Annotated in this window: 13 protein-coding genes; 1 reads left to right on the top strand and 12 read right to left on the bottom strand. The window is 69.1% G+C overall.

The features are described from left to right. Nucleotides 1-1209, bottom strand: coding sequence for a Rieske 2Fe-2S domain-containing protein (locus tag VES41_RS13545; protein ID WP_324817729.1), 1209 nt, complete (start codon nucleotides 1207-1209; stop codon nucleotides 1-3). 17 nt (nucleotides 1210-1226) lie between these two features. Beyond that, nucleotides 1227-2243: a tripartite tricarboxylate transporter substrate binding protein gene (locus VES41_RS13540; RefSeq protein ID WP_324817727.1), complete on the bottom strand. Its 1017-nt coding sequence runs from the start codon at nucleotides 2241-2243 to the stop codon at nucleotides 1227-1229. An 80-nt stretch (nucleotides 2244-2323) separates the two neighbouring features. Here VES41_RS13540 and VES41_RS13535 point away from each other — a divergent pair, with 80 nt between their 5' ends. Further along, a complete protein-coding gene (locus VES41_RS13535; protein WP_324817725.1) occupies nucleotides 2324-3262 on the top strand; it encodes a LysR family transcriptional regulator in 939 nt (312 codons plus the stop codon). Here the strand turns inward: VES41_RS13535 and VES41_RS13530 are convergent. From VES41_RS13530 to xdhA, 10 genes are all read right to left on the bottom strand, one after another. Continuing rightward, entirely contained in the window at nucleotides 3250-3708 is a 459-nt protein-coding gene (locus VES41_RS13530) for a hypothetical protein (RefSeq protein WP_324817723.1), read from the bottom strand. The genes VES41_RS13535 and VES41_RS13530 overlap by 13 nt on opposite strands. Before the next feature lie 152 nt (nucleotides 3709-3860). Beyond that, nucleotides 3861-4919 (bottom strand): adenosine deaminase, encoded by a 1059-nt coding sequence (locus VES41_RS13525; protein ID WP_324817720.1) that lies wholly within the window; start codon nucleotides 4917-4919, stop codon nucleotides 3861-3863. A gap of 114 nt (nucleotides 4920-5033) precedes the next feature. Next, complete coding sequence (locus tag VES41_RS13520) at nucleotides 5034-6206, bottom strand: BMP family ABC transporter substrate-binding protein (RefSeq protein ID WP_324817717.1); 1173 nt, start codon at nucleotides 6204-6206, stop codon at nucleotides 5034-5036. 55 nt (nucleotides 6207-6261) lie between these two features. Continuing rightward, the gene (locus tag VES41_RS13515) at nucleotides 6262-7182 is read right to left on the bottom strand and encodes an ABC transporter permease (RefSeq protein ID WP_324817714.1); all 921 of its coding nucleotides are present in this window, start codon (nucleotides 7180-7182) and stop codon (nucleotides 6262-6264) included. 7 nt (nucleotides 7183-7189) lie between these two features. Continuing rightward, nucleotides 7190-8344 carry an ABC transporter permease gene (locus VES41_RS13510; protein ID WP_324817712.1) on the bottom strand — a complete coding sequence of 385 codons (1155 nt, stop codon included), beginning with the start codon at nucleotides 8342-8344 and terminating at the stop codon, nucleotides 7190-7192. Continuing rightward, complete coding sequence (locus VES41_RS13505; RefSeq protein ID WP_324817709.1) at nucleotides 8331-9866, bottom strand: ABC transporter ATP-binding protein; 1536 nt, start codon at nucleotides 9864-9866, stop codon at nucleotides 8331-8333. Before VES41_RS13505 ends, VES41_RS13510 begins: the two co-directional genes overlap by 14 nt. Before the next feature lie 44 nt (nucleotides 9867-9910). Then, entirely contained in the window at nucleotides 9911-11212 is a 1302-nt protein-coding gene (locus tag VES41_RS13500; protein WP_324817706.1) for an NCS2 family permease, read from the bottom strand. A 38-nt stretch (nucleotides 11213-11250) separates the two neighbouring features. Further along, the gene (locus tag VES41_RS13495) at nucleotides 11251-12189 is read right to left on the bottom strand and encodes a LysR family transcriptional regulator (RefSeq protein ID WP_324817703.1); all 939 of its coding nucleotides are present in this window, start codon (nucleotides 12187-12189) and stop codon (nucleotides 11251-11253) included. A 134-nt stretch (nucleotides 12190-12323) separates the two neighbouring features. Continuing rightward, on the bottom strand, nucleotides 12324-14744 hold the full coding sequence (xdhB, locus tag VES41_RS13490; RefSeq protein ID WP_324817701.1) for a xanthine dehydrogenase molybdopterin binding subunit: 2421 nt from the start codon (nucleotides 14742-14744) through the stop codon (nucleotides 12324-12326). A gap of 2 nt (nucleotides 14745-14746) precedes the next feature. Beyond that, nucleotides 14747-16378 (bottom strand): xanthine dehydrogenase small subunit, encoded by a 1632-nt coding sequence (xdhA, locus tag VES41_RS13485; RefSeq protein ID WP_324817698.1) that lies wholly within the window; start codon nucleotides 16376-16378, stop codon nucleotides 14747-14749. Nucleotides 16379-16462 lie beyond the last annotated feature (84 nt).

The following is a 16462-nucleotide window of genomic DNA, read 5'->3' as shown; positions in this document are numbered from 1 at the left end:
TCACTCATCCTCGAGGTAGTTGCCCGCGTCGAACACGACCGGCGGGGCATCCGGATCGAAGCTCACGCCGGCCGGATCCTCGCCGGCCCTCAGGCGCTCGAGCTGCTCCTTGAGGAATCGGCGCAGCATTGCGATGCCGCGGTCCGACGTGGCCAGGTGCTCCTCGGAATGCCGAGCGATCGCGCCCTGGCTGACCATGGCCTCGTAGTCGCCCGGCATCCGCTGGTGCTCCTGCTCGGTCAATTCCTCCCACAGCTTGCCGTTCATGCGCGAGCGCATGCGCGTGAGTTCGCCTTGCTGGCTGACGCGGCCGACCACGAAGATGCGGAAGCTGAAGTCGTCGATCGGAAGCACCCAGCCGAGCGACTCGACCCGGCCGTAGCGGCCCACGCGCGGGCTCGGGATCACCCGCAGCGTGGGAACGCCGGCCTGGCTGATGCGGCGGAACACCTTGCCGTCCGGCAGGCGCCGCACCGAGGTGGTGCGCACACCGAGCTCGACCGTGTCCCAGGTCACCTCCGGCATCTGCGCCATCGCCTCGACGAACTGGGTGCCGCTGAAGCTCGAGTGCAGCACCACGACATGGAACGGGTCGACCAGGTTCTCGTAGTGCTGCAGCCAGTTGCAGGGAATGACCTGCGGCCCGCCACCACCGATGCTGGCGTCGTTGGTCTCGAGCAGTTCGCCCTCGTCCAGGCGCTCAAGCGCCTCGTAGCGCGGCAGTACCGGCTTCTTTTCCGGCGGCCCCATGTAGGCCCACACCAGGCCGTACAGCTCCTGCACCGGGTACCACGGCTGGCGGATGCGCCCGCGCGCGCGGCCCATCTCCGGCTCGCAAGGCTGCTCCACGCAATGGCCTTCCACGTCGAACAGCCAGCCGTGGTAGCAGCAGCGGATGCCCCGCTCCTCCACCCGGCCGTAGTACAGCGACGCGCCGCGGTGCGCACAGTTCGGATGCACGAGGCCGGGGCGCCCGCCCTTGTCGCGGAACAGGATCAGGTCCTCTCCCAGCACGCGCACCTTGCGCGGCGTATCGCTGGCGTCTGCCTCCAGGCCGATCGGATGCCAGTAGCGGCGCAGCAGCTCGCCCATCGGCGTGCCGGGGCCCACCTCGGTCAGCGCAGGGTTGTGGGTGCCGGGCTTGCGGCCGTAGGCAGTGCCGGTGTCGACGGCAATGGGAATCACCTTCTCGGCGGTACCGGGGTTCATCGAGGCTCCTTGCACATTCATTCGGTGGTGACGCCCGCGGCCTTGATCAGTTCGGCCACGCGCGGAAAGTCGGCCTTGTAGCTGGCCTTGAACTCGGCCGGCGTGTTGCCCAGCGGCTCGAACCCGGATGCGGTGAGCCTGTCGCGCACGTCGGGCATGCGCGTGATGTCGATCAGCGCCTGCGTCCACTGCGCGATCACGGCGGGCGGCGTGCCGGCCGGGGCGTACACGCCGATCCAGCTGTCCAGGTCGAATCCGGGGAAGCCCTGCTCGCCGAACGTCGGCACCTGCGGCAGGGCAGACACGCGCCGGCTGCCGGCGATTCCCAGCACCTTCATGCGGCCGGCCTGCGACTGCACGCGCGCAGTGGCGGGGTTGGCCCAGGCGAAATCCAGCACGCCGCCGATCATGTCGTTATGCGCCGCCGACTCGGCCTTGTAGGCCACGTGGGTCAGCTCGATGCCGCTTTGCCGCTTGAGCAATTCGCCCATCAGGTGCGCCTGCGAACCGTTGCCCCACGTGCCGTAGGTCAGGCCCGGGTGCTTCTTCGCGTAGGCAACGAATTCCTTCAGGTTGGCGTACGGCGCATCCGCGCGCGCCACCAGCATCGGGCCGCCGGTGGCCAGCTGCGAGATGGGCTCGAAGTCCTTGACCGGGTCGTACGGCAGTTTCGGCTGCAGGATCGCGTTGTTGATGTGCGTCAGCGGCAGCGTGAACAGCACCGTGTGGCCATCCGGCGCCGCCTTGGCCACCGCGTCCGCCGCCAGGATGCCGCTCGCGCCGGGCCGGGCCTCGACGATCACGCTCTGGCCCCAGCGCTGCTGCAGCTTCTCGGCGTAGGTTCGGGCGATCACGTCGATCGGACCGCCGGCCGTTCCGAACGGCACGATGCGGATCACCTTGCTGGGGAACGGCGCCTGCGCCTGGGCCGAGGCGATCGGCGCGGCGACGGCCAGCACCAGTGCGGCCACGCAGGCCCCAACGGTGCGCCGGCGCGCACCGCCGGAACCACCGGACCGAGGGTGTTCGGACATGCTTGTCTCCTTCATCTTGTGGGGCCCCTACGATAGGAGCCCGTTCCCCCCGGATCAATTCGAACGTTTGGATAACTGATATGGACCGCCCTGATATCCGCAGCGTCGACCTCGCGATGCTGCGGACCTTCGACGCCCTGCTGCGCGAGCGCAGCGTGTCCCGGGCGGCCTCGCGACTGTTCCTCAGCCAGCCGGCGGTGAGCGCCTCGCTCAAGCGCCTGCGCGAGACCTTCGGCGATCCGCTGTTCACACGCACCGCGCACGGCGTCGTCCCCACGCCGCGCGCCCTCGCGCTGGCCCCGCGCGTGGACGCCGTTCTGCAGGACATGCAGCAGTTACTGAACGTGGACCATGACTTCAACCCCGCCCATTCGGACCGCATCCTGCGCGTCGCCGGCAGCGACCACAGCAGTCGCGCCATGCTGCCGCTGCTGTGCCGGCAACTCTCGGCGTGCGGCTCGCGCATGCGCGTGGCCTGGGAGCTCCCCGACTACGGCCAACTGCCCGAGCGGCTGCGCAAGGGCGACATCGACCTGGGCCTGCTGCCGCGCATGGTGCCGGCCGCCGGCATCGAGTCGGAACTGCTCTACGAGGACGCCTACGTGGCGGTAGCGCGGCGCCACCATCCCCGTCTGCCGCGCCCCGGCGCCGCCATGGACATCGACAACTTCTGCGCCATGCCGCACGTGGTCCTGGGGCAGAGCCGCTCGACGTTGGACGACACCATCGACCAGGCGCTGGCCCGCCGCGGCCTGTCACGCCAGGTGCAGGCGGCCGTCACCACGTTCAGCCAGATGACCGACCTGCTGGCGGAGACCGACGCGATTGCGGTGTTCCCCCAGCGCGTGGCGGCGCGCTACGCCGACGTGCTCGACTGCATGCCGATGCCATTCGAATTGCCCAGCTACCGCCTCTACGTGTGCTGGGACACCCGCTCCAACGGCGACCAGGCCGTGCTGTGGCTGCGTGACATGCTGGTCGGCCTGGGCCGCGCGCCCGACGCGGGTCAGTCCAGGTAGTCGGAGAACATCGGGATCACGTCGCGCAGGAAGCTCATCTCGTCCTGGTCGATGCCGCGCGGCTCCAGGTCGAAATGGATGAACGTGCCCCAGGGCGTTCCGTCGGGGCGTCGCACCACCCGTCCGAAATACGACTCGACCATGCCGCTGTACGGCCGCTGCGCCAGGCGCCCGTCGGCCGAGGCATGCGATGTGGTGAATTCGCCCTGCGCCATCGCGAAGCGGCAGAAGCTGCGTTCCAGCGGCACCGCCAGCAGCCAGGTGCGGTACTCGCTCGTGCGGTCGTAGGCATGCACGGCGTGCATCAGTTCGCCGTTGCGCCGGTACAGCGCGGTGAAACGGTAATTGGTGCGGTCGTTGAGCAGCGCCAGCGCGGCGCGAGGACCGGTCGAGGCCAGCGCCTGACGCACGGCATCCACTTGGGAGGAAGGGTCGAGAACGAGCATGAGGCCTTTCTTCCTACAGAGACGAAGGGCCCGAGATGCGCATGGCGCCGATCGGGAATCCATTCTAGGCAGGCAAGAATGAGGCCTTCATGAAATGAGGCTTAAAAGCCTTGCCGGATTTCCGGGCAACGCCAGGCCTGCCGCGGCCGCGCTCAGGCCGCGGCGGCGAAGCGCTCGAAGGTGGCTTGCAGCTGTTCCATGTAGGCGCGCCGCGCGGGCGCGTCGATGAAGCTGGCTTCGAAGCTGTTGGCCGCCAGTTGCCACGCATGCGCCGCCGTCAGGCTGGTGGCCGCGAAGGTCTGCACCCAGTTCTCGTTCATGTAGCCGCCGAAGTACGCCGGATCGTCCGAATTGATGGTGGCGACCAGCCCGGCATCGAGCAGCGACCTGATGTTGTGCGCCGCCAGGTCGGGGAACACGCAAAGCTTGAGGTTCGACAGCGGGCACACGGTCAGCGGAACGCGCTGCTCGGCCAGGCGCTTCATCAGCGCCGGGTCCTTGCTGCTTTGCACGCCGTGGTCGATGCGCTCGACCTTGAGCACGTCGAGCGCGCTCCAGACGTAAGCCGGCGGACCTTCCTCGCCGGCGTGCGCCACGAGGTGCAGGCCAAGCTCGCGGCAACGGGCGAAGACGCGCGCGAACTTCTCCGGCGGGTGGCCGACCTCGCTCGAATCGAGTCCGACGCCGATGAACTTGTCCCGGTGCGGCAACGCTTGCTCGAGCGTGGCAAATGCGTCTTCCTCGCTCAGGTGGCGCAGGAAGCACAGGATCAGCACCGCGCTCACGCCAAGCTGCGCGCCGGCATCCGTGCACGCACGGTGCAGGCCGTCGATCACCGTGCGCATGGGCACGCCGCGCGCGGTGTGCGTCTGCGGGTCGAAGAACATCTCGGTGTGCACGACGTTGTCGGCCTTGGCGCGCTCGAGGTAGGCCCACGCCATGTCGTAGAAATCCTGCTCGGTCAGCAGCACGCTGGCCCCGGCGTAATAGATGTCCAGGAAGCTCTGCAGGTCGGTGAAGGCGTAGGCGCGGCGCAGCGACTCGACGTCGGCGTACGGAATCTGCACCTTGTTGCGCTGCGCCAGCGCGAAGATCAGCTCGGGCTCGAGCGAGCCTTCGATGTGCATGTGCAGCTCGGCCTTGGGGAGGGCGCGCACCAGCTCGGGCAGACGCCCGGCGTCGATGGCGGGGAGCGTGGGTTGTGTGTTCATCTGGGCGATCCCGGTAGGCACAGAATGGAAAAAGGCTGCCCGCGGGCAGCCCTGGTCATGAAGGCAGGACCTGCGCGGTGTGTGCGCGAAAAGCGCGCATCACCGCCGTCGTCCTTACTTCTTCTCGCCGCCCGGCACCTTGCCTTCCACGCCCTTGACGTAGAAGTTCACGCCCGAGAGGAACTTGTCGTCCGCGACTGCGCCGGCAGCCACCAGCTCCTTGCCGTCCTGGTCGACGATCGGGCCCTTCCAGATGGCGAACGTGCCGTCCTTCAGGCCCTTCTTGACTTCGTCGACCTTGGCCTTGGTCTCGGCCGGCACGTCGTCGGCGATCGACACCAGGTCGATCGCGCCTTCCTTGACGCCCCACCAGCTCTGGCCGGTGGTCCACTTGCCGTCCAGGACCTCCTGCACCGTCTTGATGTAGTACGGCCCCCAGTTGATGATGGACGAACCCAGGTGGGCCTTCGGGCCGTAGGCGGTCATGTCCGAATCCCAGCCGAAGGCGCGCTTGCCCTTTTCCTGCGCAGTCTTGAGCACGGCCGGCGAGTCGGTGTTCTGGAACAGCACGTCGGCGCCGCCGTTGATCAGTGCGGTGGCCGCCTCGGTTTCCTTGGGCGGGCTGAACCACTCGTTGACCCAGACCACCTTCGTGGTGATCTTCGGGTTGACCGACTGCGCGCCCAGCGTGAAGCTGTTGATGTTGCGCAGCACCTCGGGAATCGGCACCGAGCCGACCACGCCCAGCACGTTCGACTTGGTCATGGCCCCGGCGATGATGCCGGCCATGTACGCGCCCTCGTAGGTGCGGCTGTCGTACGTGCGCATGTTGTCCGCCGTCTTGTAGCCGGTGGCATGCTCGAACTTCACGTCCTTGTTGTCCGCCGCCACCTTGAGCATCGGCTCCATGTAGCCGAAGGTGGTGCCGAAGATCAGCTTGTTGCCCTGCCCCGCCAGGTCGCGCAGCACACGCTCGGCGTCGGCGCCTTCGGGCACGCTCTCGACGAAGGTGGTCTTGACCTTGTCGCCGAACTGCTTCTCCACCGCCTTGCGGCCGTTGTCATGCGCGAACGACCAGCCACCGTCGCCGACCGGACCGACGTAGGCGAAGGCGATGTTCAGCGGACCGGCGGCAGCGGGCGCCGGCGCGGCGGCCGGCGGCGCCGAGGTCGCCGGGGCTGCCGTCGGCGCGGGCGCCTCCTCCTTCTTGCCGCAGGCCACCAGGGCGGCGGCGGCCGCGGCTGCAGCGGCGAGCTTGAGCACGGAGCGCTTGTTCAGTTCAGTCATGAGTCGAGATCCTCGAAGGGCGGGTTGCAATGGAAACAATTACGTACAAAGCAGATTATGAGCCGGGGTAGAACGGTTTCCCGATCGACGCGGGCATGTTGACCCGGATGAACGCCGGATTGCGCGAGATGATGGCCAGCACCACGATCGGCGCCACGTATTGCAGCATGCTCAGGAACTGGCTGGGCACGTTGACCCCGACGCTCTGCAGGTGAAAGCCCAGCATGGTCACGCCGCCGAACAGGTAGGCGCCCAGCAGCACGCGCACGGGGCGCCAGGTGGCGAAGGTGGTCAGGGCCAGCGCGATCCAGCCGCGGCCCGCCACCATGCCTTCGACCCACAGGGGCGTATAGACGGTCGACAGGTAGGCACCGGCCAGCCCGCACAGCGCGCCGCCCGCGATCACCGCCAGGAAGCGGATGCGCCGCACCGGATAGCCCAGCGCATGCGCCGACTCCGGCGATTCGCCGACCGAGCGCAGCACCAGCCCGGCGCGCGTGCGATAGAGAAACCAGACCAGCGCCGCCGTCAGCAGCACCGCCAGGTAGACCATCGGGTGATGCCGGAACAGCGCAGGCCCGGCGAACGGAATGTCGCCCAGCACCGGGATCGACCAGCCGCCGCCCTGGGGCAGCCGTGCCTGGACGTAGCCGATGCCGACGAAGGCCGAGAAGCCCACGCCGAAGAGGCTCAGCGCCAGGCCGGTGGCGTACTGGTTGGTGTTGAGCCAGATCACCAGCACGCCGAACACCGCGGCCAGCAGCGCGCCGGCCGCCATGCCCGCGACAAAGCCGAGCCAGGTGTTGTGGGTGTGGACCACGGTGGCGAAGCCGGCGATGGCGGCGCACAGCATCATCCCCTCGGCCCCGAGGTTGACGATGCCGGCCTTCTCGTTGATGAGCAGGCCCAGCGCGGCGATGGCCAGCACGGTGCCGGCGGACAGGGTGGAGCCCAGGAGCAGTGCGTAGGTTTCCATGGTGCGCTCAGTTCTCCGTGCCGTGCGAGCGGGTCAGCGGGGCCGGCCCGGCGGTCAGCGGCGTGCTGGCCTGCAGCGACGCCGTGCCGCCCGCCTGCGCGCGCGGCCGCGCCTTGCGCCGGATGCGGTACGCAATGAGCGTGTCGCAGGCCAGCAGCGAGAACAGCAGCAGGCCCTGGAACACGCCGGTCAGCGACTTGGGCAGCCCCAGGCGCGACTGCGCCAGTTCGCCGCCGATGTAGAACATGCTCATCAGGATGGCCGAGAAGATCATGCCCACCGGGTGCAGCCGTCCGACGAAGGCCACGATGATGGCGGCGAAGCCGTAGCCGGCCGGCACGTACGGGTTGAGCTGGCCGATCGGTCCGGCCACCTCCAGTGCGCCGGCCAGGCCGGCGGCGCCGCCGGACGTCAGCAGCGCAATCCAGATCGCGCGGCGCGCCGAGAAGCCCGCATAGCGCGCCGCCGCCGGCGCCAGGCCGCCGACCTGCTGGGCGAACCCGGCACGCGTGCGGAACAGGAACACCCACAGCGCCGCCGCGCCGACCAGGGCGAGCACCAGCCCGATCGACACGCGCGAACCCTTGAACAGGCGCGGGATCTGCGTGACGGCCTCGAAGGTCTTGGTCTGCGGGAAGTTGTACCCCTGCGGGTCCTTCCACGGGCCGTAGACCATGTAGCTCAGCAGCAGCGTGGCCACGTAGACCAGCATCAGGCTGACCAGGATCTCGTTGGCATTGAAGCGGTCGCGCAGCAACGCCACGATGGCCGCCCACACCATGCCGCCGAGCACGCCGGCCATCAGGATGACCGCGACGATCCATCCGCCCGTGCCCTTGTCGGCCAGCAGCGCCACGCCGCCGGCGCAGATCGCGCCGAACACGAACTGGCCCTCCGCCCCGATGTTCCACACGTTCGAGCGGAAGCACACCGACAGCCCGAGCGCGATGATCAGCAGCGGCGTTGCCTTGACCATCAACTCGCCCAGCGCATAGGCGTTCTTGACGGGTTCCCAGAAGAACACCTGCAGCCCGCGCACCGGGTCCTTGCCCAGCGCCTCGAACATCAGCACGCCGATCAGCACGGTGACCAGCAGCGCCAGCAGCGGGGAGGCATAGCTCCAGAAGCGCGACAGCTGCGGCCGCGGTTCAAGCTTGAGCATGGGCCACCTCCCCTGCGCCGGCGCCGGCCCACAGGCCGCTCATCCATTCGCCGATCTGCGCCACGGTGGCGTCGGCCCGGTCGATCGACGGCGACATGCGGCCCTTGGCGATCACGTACAGCCGGTCGCTGATCTCGAACAGCTCGTCCAGTTCCTCGCTGACCACCAGCACGGCGCAACCGGCATCGCGCAGCGCCAGGATCTCGCCCCGAATCAGCGCCGCGGCGCCGACGTCCACGCCCCAGGTCGGCTGCGAGACCACGAACACCTTGGGCTGCGCGTCGATCTCGCGCCCGACGATGAACTTCTGCAGGTTGCCGCCCGACAGCGAGCGCGCCGCCGCCGACGGCCCGCCGGCCTTGACCTGGAAGCGTCCGATGATGGACGCCGCCTGCTTCTCCAGCGCGCCCAGGCGCAGCCAGCCGCCCCGTCCCACCGATTCGCCGCGGGTCAGCAGCAGGTTGTGCGCTAGGCCGAGCGTCGGCACCGCGCCGCGGCCCAGCCGTTCCTCCGGCACGAAGTGCAGCCCGAGCGCACGGCGCTGGCGCGGCCGCAGGCGCCCGGCCGGCCGGCCCAGCACCTCGACCATGCCGGGCTGCGCCCGCGTGTCCTCGCCGGACAGCGCGTACAGCAGTTCCTTCTGCCCGTTGCCCGATACGCCGGCCACGCCCACCACCTCGCCGGCGCGCACCTGCAGGCTGACGCCGTCCAGGTCCACGCCGAACTGGTCCTCGCGCGGCAGGGCGAGCCGGTTGACCGACAGCGCCACCGCGCCGGCATGCGCCTGCCGGTGCGTCAGCGGCGGAGGCTCGGCGCCGATCATCAGGCGCGACAGCGACTCGTTGCTTTCCTGGCGCGGGTCGCACACGCCGGTCACCTTGCCGCCCCGCAGCACCGTGCAGGCGGTGCACAGCTCGCGGATCTCGTGCAGCTTGTGGCTGATGTAGAGGATGGAGCAGCCCTGGGCCGCCAGGGTCCGGAGCACGACGAACAGCCGCTCCACCGCCTGCGGCGTCAGCACCGAGGTCGGCTCGTCCAGGATCAGCAGCTTCGGGTCGGTCAGCAGCGCGCGGATGATCTCGACCCGCTGCATCTCGCCCACTGACAGGGTATGCACCGGCCGCGTGGGCTCGATGTCCAGGCCGTACTCGGCCGCCTTGGCCACGATGCGCCGGGTCACCTCGGCCAGGGCCAGGTGCCGGTCCAGCCCGAGCCAGACGTTCTCGGCCACGGTCAGCGTGTCGAACAGGCTGAAGTGCTGGAACACCATGCTGATCCCCAGCGCCCGCGCCTCCTGCGGGTTGCGGATCAGCACCGGCTGGCCGTCGAAATGCACCGTGCCCTCGTCCGGCTTGACCGAGCCGTAGATGATCTTCATCAGGGTCGACTTGCCGGCGCCGTTCTCGCCGAGCACCGCATGGGTCTGCCCGGGCATCACGGAAAGCGAGACGTCGCTGTTGGCGACGACTGCCGGATAGCGCTTGGTGATCTGCGCGAGTTGTAAACGGGGAGGTGCTGTCATGGGGCGCAATTATTGACGGTCCGGCGGTCCCTCCCCGCGCCGGGTCAGTGCCCGCCGATATAGATGAACTTGAACAGGAAGATCGCCGCGATGATCCAGACCATCACATGCACGTCCCGTGCCCGCCCGGTGCACAGCTTGATGGCGGCGTAGCTGATGAAGCCGAAGGCCAGCCCGTTGGCGATGGAGTAGGTGAACGGCATCACCAATGCAGTGATCACGGCCGGCACCGCCTCGGTCACCTCGCCCCAGTCCAGTTCGGTCAGTTCGCGCAGCATCAGGCAGGCCACGTAGAACAAAGCCGGCGCGGTCGCATAGGCCGGCACCGAACCGGCCAGCGGCGCGATCACCAGGCAGGCCAGGAACATCACGCTCACCGTCAGCGCTGTCAGGCCGGTGCGCCCGCCGGCCTGCACGCCGGCGGCGCTTTCCACGTACGCGGTGGTGCTGGAGGTGCCCAGCAGGGAGCCGGCGAAGATGGCGCCGCTGTCGGCCAGCAGCGCGCGGTTCAGGCGATTCATCTTGCCTTCCTTGAGCAGGCCGGCGCGCTTGGCCACGCCCATCAGCGTGCCGGTGGCATCGAACAGCTCGACCAGGAAGAACACCAGCACCACGTTCAGGATGCCGCCCTTGAGCGCGCCCCAGATGTCCAGCTTGAACAGCGTCGGCTCGATCGACGGCGGCGCCGAGAACACGCCCTGGAACTTGTTGCCGCCGAAGAAGAACGACAGCACCGTCACCACCAGAATGCCGATCAGGATGGCCCCGCGCACGCCCAGCCTGTCGAGCGAGACGATCACCAGGAAGCCGAGCGTGGAGAGCACCACGGGGGCGGTGTGCAGATCGCCCAGCGTCACGTAGGTGGCCGGCGATGCGGCGACGATGCCGGCGCTCTTGAGCGCGATCAGCGCCAGGAACATGCCGATGCCCACCGTGATCGCCACGCGTATCGACGCCGGGATGCCGCGCACGATGAGCTCGCGCAAGCCCGTCAGCGTCACCAGCAGGAACAGGCAGCCCGATATGAACACCGCGCCCAGCGCGGTCTGCCACGAGTAGCCCATCTGCCCCACCACCACGAAAGCGAAGTAGGCGTTCAGCCCCATGCCCGGCGCCAGCGCGATCGGGTAGTTGGCATACAGCCCCATGATGAGCGTGCCCAGCGCGGCGATCAGGCAGGTGGCCACGAACACCGAGCCCTTGGGCATGCCCGCCTCGCCCAGGATGCTGGGGTTGACGAAGATGATGTAGGCCATCGTCAGGAAGGTGGTCAGGCCCGCCACGATCTCGGTGCGTACGCTGGTGCCGTGCTCCTTGAGCTTGAACACCTTTTCGATCAGTTCCATTTGAGTTGTCTCCGTATCTCGCTTGTTGGAATGAGGACTCAGGGCGATGACGGCCGCAGCGACGCCGCGACCGACTTGATGCGCTCGCGCAGCCAGCGCGCGGCATTGGACGAATGGGTGCGCTCGTGCCACAGCTGGTAGTACTCCAGCCGTGGCAGGGCCACCGGGCATTCGAGCACCGTCAGGGGCAGGCGCTCGGTGAAGCGCTCGCAGAACTGCCGGCCGGTGGTCAGCACCAGCAGGCTCGAGGCCACCATGTCCGGGATCAGGCTGAAGTGCGCGCAGCGCGCCGCGATGTTGCGTTGCAGCCCCATGCCGTCGAGCATGTGGTCGACGATGCCGCGCGCGCCCGGGTGCAGCGGCGTCGGGGCGATGTGGTCCAGCGCGAGCCAGGTATCGACGTCCCAGCCGCGCCGGGTGGCCGGATGGTCGCGGTTGACCAGCGACACCAGTTCGTCGTCCAGCAGGCGCGCCATGTGCAGGTCGCCCGGCGGCTTGGCCCAGTTGCCGATCACCACGTCCACCTGCCCCAGCGCGAGGTGCGCGTGGTAGTCGGAGTCGGAACTCAGCGGATGGATCTCGATGCGCGCGGCCGGCGCCTGCGCCTTGATCTGCGCGACCAGCTGCGGCAGGAACTGCGGGTCGAGGTAGTCGCTCGCGGCGATGCGGAAGGTGCTGTCGGTCGACTGCGGATCGAAACCGCGCGCATCCGAGAACAGCATCTCGGCGGCGCGCAGGATGGCCGCGCTCGGCTCGATCATCCGCAGGCCGGCATCCGTCGGGACCATGCCGGTGCCCGAGCGCACGAGCAGCGGGTCGCCCGACAGGTCGCGCAGGCGCTTGAGCGCCGCCGACACGGCCGGCTGGTACATGCCCAGGCGGATGGCGGCGCGCGAGACACTGCGGTCGGTCAGCACGGTATGAAGCACACGGATGAGGTGGAGGTCGATCTTGTCGAAAAGCGCTTGTTCTCTCATGGCGGCCCGCATCGCATGTCTATGGGCGGGCAGTTATACAGCGCGCACTCGAATAGGAATATGTGGATGTCACGCAGCCGCCACCGGCCCCGCATCCCTGTCCGGCGATGCGGGGAGCCAGCGGCGTGCCGGGCTCAGCCGGCGCGCACCGCGGTGATCGCGTCGAGAATGGCTTCGGAAGTGGCCGGCGCGCGCAGCGGCGGGTCGACCCTGTGGCCGCCCGCGGCCGAAACGGCGTCGCGGATGGCATAGAACACCGAGAACGGCAGCAGCAGCGGCGGCTCGCCCACCGCCTTGCTGCGATGGATCGAATCCTCGAAGTTGTCGCCCTCGAACAGCCGCACGTTGAACACCGGCGGGCAGTCGTTGGCGGTCGGGATCTTGTACGTGCTGGGCGCGTGGGTGGACAGCATGCCGGTCTTGGGATGCCAGACCAGCTCCTCCGTGGTGAGCCAGCCCATGCCCTGGATGAAGGCGCCCTCCACCTGCCCGATGTCCACCGCCGGATTGAGCGAGCGGCCGGCGTCGTGCAGCACGTCCGCGCGCAGCAGCTTCCATTCGCCGGTCAGCGTGTCCACCACCACCTCGCTCACGGCGGCGCCGTAGGCGAAATAGTAGAACGGGTGCCCGGTCATGGTGTCCCGGTCCCAATGCAGGCCGGGCGTGGCGTAGAACCCGTCGGACCACAGCTGCACGCGGTCGGTGTAGGCCTCGGCCACCAGGGTGGAGAAGTCGAACTCGCGGCCGTTGACCAGCACGCGGTCATTGGCGAAACGCACCTCCTCGGCCTTGCCGCCGTGGCGGGCGGCCGCGCAGGCGGCCAGGCGCTCGCGGATCTGCCGGGCCGCGTCCTGGGCGGCCTTGCCGTTCAGGTCGGCGCCGGTCGACGCCGCCGTGGCGGACGTGTTGGCCACCTTGGCCGTGTCCGTGGCGGTGGCGCGCACGCGCTCGAAGCGCACGCCCAGCTCGTGGGCCACCACCTGGGCCACCTTGGTGTTCAGGCCCTGGCCCATCTCGGTGCCGCCGTGGTTCACCAGGATCGAGCCGTCGGTGTAGACATGCACCAGCGCGCCGGCCTGGTTGAAGTGCGGCATGTTGAAGGAAATGCCGAACTTGATCGGCGTCAGCGCCAGCCCGCGCTTGAGCACCGGGCTGCCGGCATTGAACGCCGACACGGCCTCGCGCCGCTGGCGGTAGTCGCTGCTGGTCTCCAGCTGCGTCACCAGCTCGTCGATGACGTTGTCGGTGACCGGCTGGCGGTACGGCGTGACGTTGCGCTCGCCCTTCCCGTAGAAGTTGGCGCGGCGCACGTCGAGCGGGTCGCGGCCGAGCTTGCGCGCCACCGTGTCCAGGATGTTCTCGATGGCAATGGCGCCCTGCGGCCCGCCGAAGCCGCGGAAGGCCGTGTTGCTCTGCGTATTGGTCTTGCCCGAATACCCGTGCATCTCGACATCCGGCAGCCAGTAGGCGTTGTCGAAGTGGCACAGGGCGCGGGTCATCACCGGCCCGGACAGGTCCGCCGAATGGCCGGCGCGCGAGACCATGGTGACCTCGGCACCCAGGACGCGGCCCTCGTCGTCGTAGCCGACTTCGTACTCGTACCAGAAGCAATGGCGCCGGCCGGTGATGAGGAAATCGTCGTCGCGGTCCGGCCGCAGCTTGACCGGCCGTCGCAGCTTGCTCGCCGCCACCGCCGCCACGCAGGCGAACAGCGCCGACTGCGACTCCTTGCCGCCGAATCCACCGCCCATGCGCCGGCATTCGACCTGCACCTCGTTGGCATGCAGGGCCAGCGCGTGCGACACCAGGTGTTGCATCTCGCTGGGATGCTGCGTCGAGCAATGCACCAGCATCGCGCCGCCCTCCTTCGGGATGGCGTAGCTGATCTGACCCTCCAGGTAGAACTGCTCCTGGCCGCCGACGTCGAAGGTGGTCTTGAACCTGTGCGGCGCGCGGTCGATGGCCGCGCGCGCGCCGCCCTCGGTCGTGCGGCGCGACATGTGCATCGGCGGCAGCACGTACAGGCCCTTCTCATGCGCCTCGCGCGGGCCGAGCACCGGCGCCGCCGCCTCCACCTGCAGCACCTCCTTGGCACGGGCGGCGGCACGGCGCGCCTCGTTGCGGGTGGTGGCGAGCACCGCGAACACGGGCTGGCCGAGGTAGCGGATGTCGCCGCTGCACAGGATCGGGTCGTCGTGGATGATCGAGCCGCAGTCGTTGCTGCCGGGGATATCGGCGGCCGTGATCACGTCCACCACGCCGGGCATGGCGCGGATGACCTCGAGCGACATGCCGGTCAGGCGGCCCGCCGCCACCGGCGACAGGCCAAGGGCGCAATGCAGCGTGCCGGTCAGCTCGGGAATGTCGTCGACGTAGGTCGCCTCGCCCGCCACGTGCAGCGCGGCCGATTCGTGCGGGCGGCTGATGCCCACCCGCGCGCCCTGCGCCAGGGCCTTGGCCTCGGCGCCGGCGTCGATGCGGGCGGCGGTGTTGGCCACGTAGTCGGCGAATGCCTCGGCGTTCTGCAGGAGTCGGGGATCCACTGGCTTGTTCATGTTCAGGCTCCTTGCGTTCCGACGCTGGCGACGGCATGCGGCATCACGCTCCACACGCTGGTCTCCTGCACCGGCAATGCGTCCTGCAGGCGGGTTTCCAGCCACAGGCGGGTGATCAGGTTGGCCGCCACCTGCAGACGATACGCCGCCGAGGCGCGCATGTCGCTCAGGGGCGTGAAATCCTCGGCCAGGGCCTGGCGGGCGGCGTCCACCGCTTCCTGCGTCCAGGGCTTGCCGGTCAGTGCCGCCTCGGCGCGGGCCGCCCGCTTGACGGTTGCCGCCATGCCGCCGAAGGCCAGCCGCACCTGCTTCACCCGGCCCTGGCCGTCCAGTTCCAGCGAGAAGGCGCCGCACAACGCGGAGATGTCGCAGTCGAAGCGCTTGCTGATCTTGTAGGCGCGCACCCGGCGCGCGGCGACCGACATGGGCACCGCCACCGCCTGCACGAACTCGCCCGGCTCCAGCCGGTTCTTCATGTAGTCGACGTAGAAGTCCGAAAGCGGCATGCGGCGCACGCGCGCGCCCTGGCGCAGTTCGATCTGCGCGTCCAGCGCCATCAACACCGGCGCGGAGTCGCCGATGGGCGAGCCGTTGGCGACGTTGCCGCCCATCGTGCCGGCGTGGCGGATCGGCGGCGAGGCAAAGCGCAGCCAGACGTCGGTCAGCCCCTCGAACCGTGCCGCCAGCGCGGACCACGCCGCCTCCAGCGAGGCGCCGGCGCCGATGTACAGCTCGGCGCCCTGCTCGCCCTGGCGCTCCTCGACCCGCTTGAGCTCGGCGACGTCGCCCACGAAGATGATGTCACCCAGGTCGCGGAACTGCTTGTTGACCCACAGCCCGATGTCGGTGGAGCCGGCCAGCACCACCGCGCGCGGATTGGCCTGGCGCAGCGCCGCCAGGTCGTCGAGCGTCCGGGGCGCATGGAAACGGTCGGTGCGGGCGCCCAGGGGGGCGCAATACTCGAAGCCCGCATCGCCCTGGATGCCTTTCAGCGCCTCGACCACCGGCCGGCTGTCGAGCCGTACCGCCGGCAGGTCGAACATGCGCTGGCCGGCGTCGAGGATGGGGCGGTAGCCGGTGCAGCGGCACAGGTTGCCCGACAGCTCGTCAGCCAGTTGCTGGCGGCTCGGGCGCGTGCCGTCGGCCTGGTGATGCTCGTACGACGACCACAGCGACATCACGAACCCCGGCGTGCAGAAACCGCACTGCGAACCGTGGCAGTCGACCATGGCCTGCTGCACGGGGTGCAAAGGCACGGTCGCGCGCTTGGCGCCATGGGGCGTGGTTGCGGCGGCGGCACCCGGGCTGCCTGCGCTGCACTGGCGCTTGAGGTCTTCCACCGTGAACAGCGCCTTGCCGTGCAGCGTGGGCAGGAACTGGATGCAGGCATTGACCGTCTGCAGGTTCAGGCCGTCGACGGCCCCGGGCGCGCCGGGCGCGGCCAGTTCGCCGATCACCACCGTGCAGGCGCCGCAATCGCCTTCGTTGCAGCCCTCCTTGGTGCCGGCGCAGTGCGCGTCCTCGCGCAGCCAGTCGAGCACCGTGCGGGTGGGGTGGACGCCCTCCACGTCGATGACGCGGCCCTGGTGGTAGAAGCGGATCGGCTGGGTGGCGGTGTTGGAATTCGTGCTCATCGTGGCGGCTCTCGTGCCGAGTTGTTCGGCCACCCTGGAACATACCGGGCGGCGCCCCATGCGTCATAGCAGACTGGCGATACA

The sequence above is a fragment of the Variovorax sp. genome (assembly GCF_035634955.1).
In the GTDB taxonomy this organism is placed as follows: Bacteria; Pseudomonadota; Gammaproteobacteria; order Burkholderiales; family Burkholderiaceae_C; genus Variovorax.
Note: the sequence above shows the minus strand (reverse complement) of the source record. Positions and strands in the feature narration are given on the sequence as shown.

Excerpts from the sequence above, each read along its gene's own strand:
- VES41_RS13510 (WP_324817712.1), bottom strand. The coding sequence starts at position 8,344 with ATGCTCAAGCTTGAACCGCGGCCGCAGCTGTCGCGCTTCTGGAGCTAT.
- VES41_RS13495 (WP_324817703.1), bottom strand. The coding sequence starts at position 12,189 with ATGAGAGAACAAGCGCTTTTCGACAAGATCGACCTCCACCTCATCCGT.
- VES41_RS13535 (WP_324817725.1), top strand. The coding sequence starts at position 2,324 with ATGGACCGCCCTGATATCCGCAGCGTCGACCTCGCGATGCTGCGGACC.
- VES41_RS13540 (WP_324817727.1), bottom strand. The coding sequence starts at position 2,243 with ATGTCCGAACACCCTCGGTCCGGTGGTTCCGGCGGTGCGCGCCGGCGC.
- VES41_RS13505 (WP_324817709.1), bottom strand. The coding sequence starts at position 9,866 with ATGACAGCACCTCCCCGTTTACAACTCGCGCAGATCACCAAGCGCTAT.
- xdhB (WP_324817701.1), bottom strand. The coding sequence starts at position 14,744 with ATGAACAAGCCAGTGGATCCCCGACTCCTGCAGAACGCCGAGGCATTC.
- VES41_RS13500 (WP_324817706.1), bottom strand. The coding sequence starts at position 11,212 with ATGGAACTGATCGAAAAGGTGTTCAAGCTCAAGGAGCACGGCACCAGC.
- VES41_RS13515 (WP_324817714.1), bottom strand. The coding sequence starts at position 7,182 with ATGGAAACCTACGCACTGCTCCTGGGCTCCACCCTGTCCGCCGGCACC.
- VES41_RS13530 (WP_324817723.1), bottom strand. The coding sequence starts at position 3,708 with ATGCTCGTTCTCGACCCTTCCTCCCAAGTGGATGCCGTGCGTCAGGCG.
- xdhA (WP_324817698.1), bottom strand. The coding sequence starts at position 16,378 with ATGAGCACGAATTCCAACACCGCCACCCAGCCGATCCGCTTCTACCAC.
- VES41_RS13525 (WP_324817720.1), bottom strand. The coding sequence starts at position 4,919 with ATGAACACACAACCCACGCTCCCCGCCATCGACGCCGGGCGTCTGCCC.
- VES41_RS13545 (WP_324817729.1), bottom strand. The coding sequence starts at position 1,209 with ATGAACCCCGGTACCGCCGAGAAGGTGATTCCCATTGCCGTCGACACC.
- VES41_RS13520 (WP_324817717.1), bottom strand. The coding sequence starts at position 6,206 with ATGACTGAACTGAACAAGCGCTCCGTGCTCAAGCTCGCCGCTGCAGCC.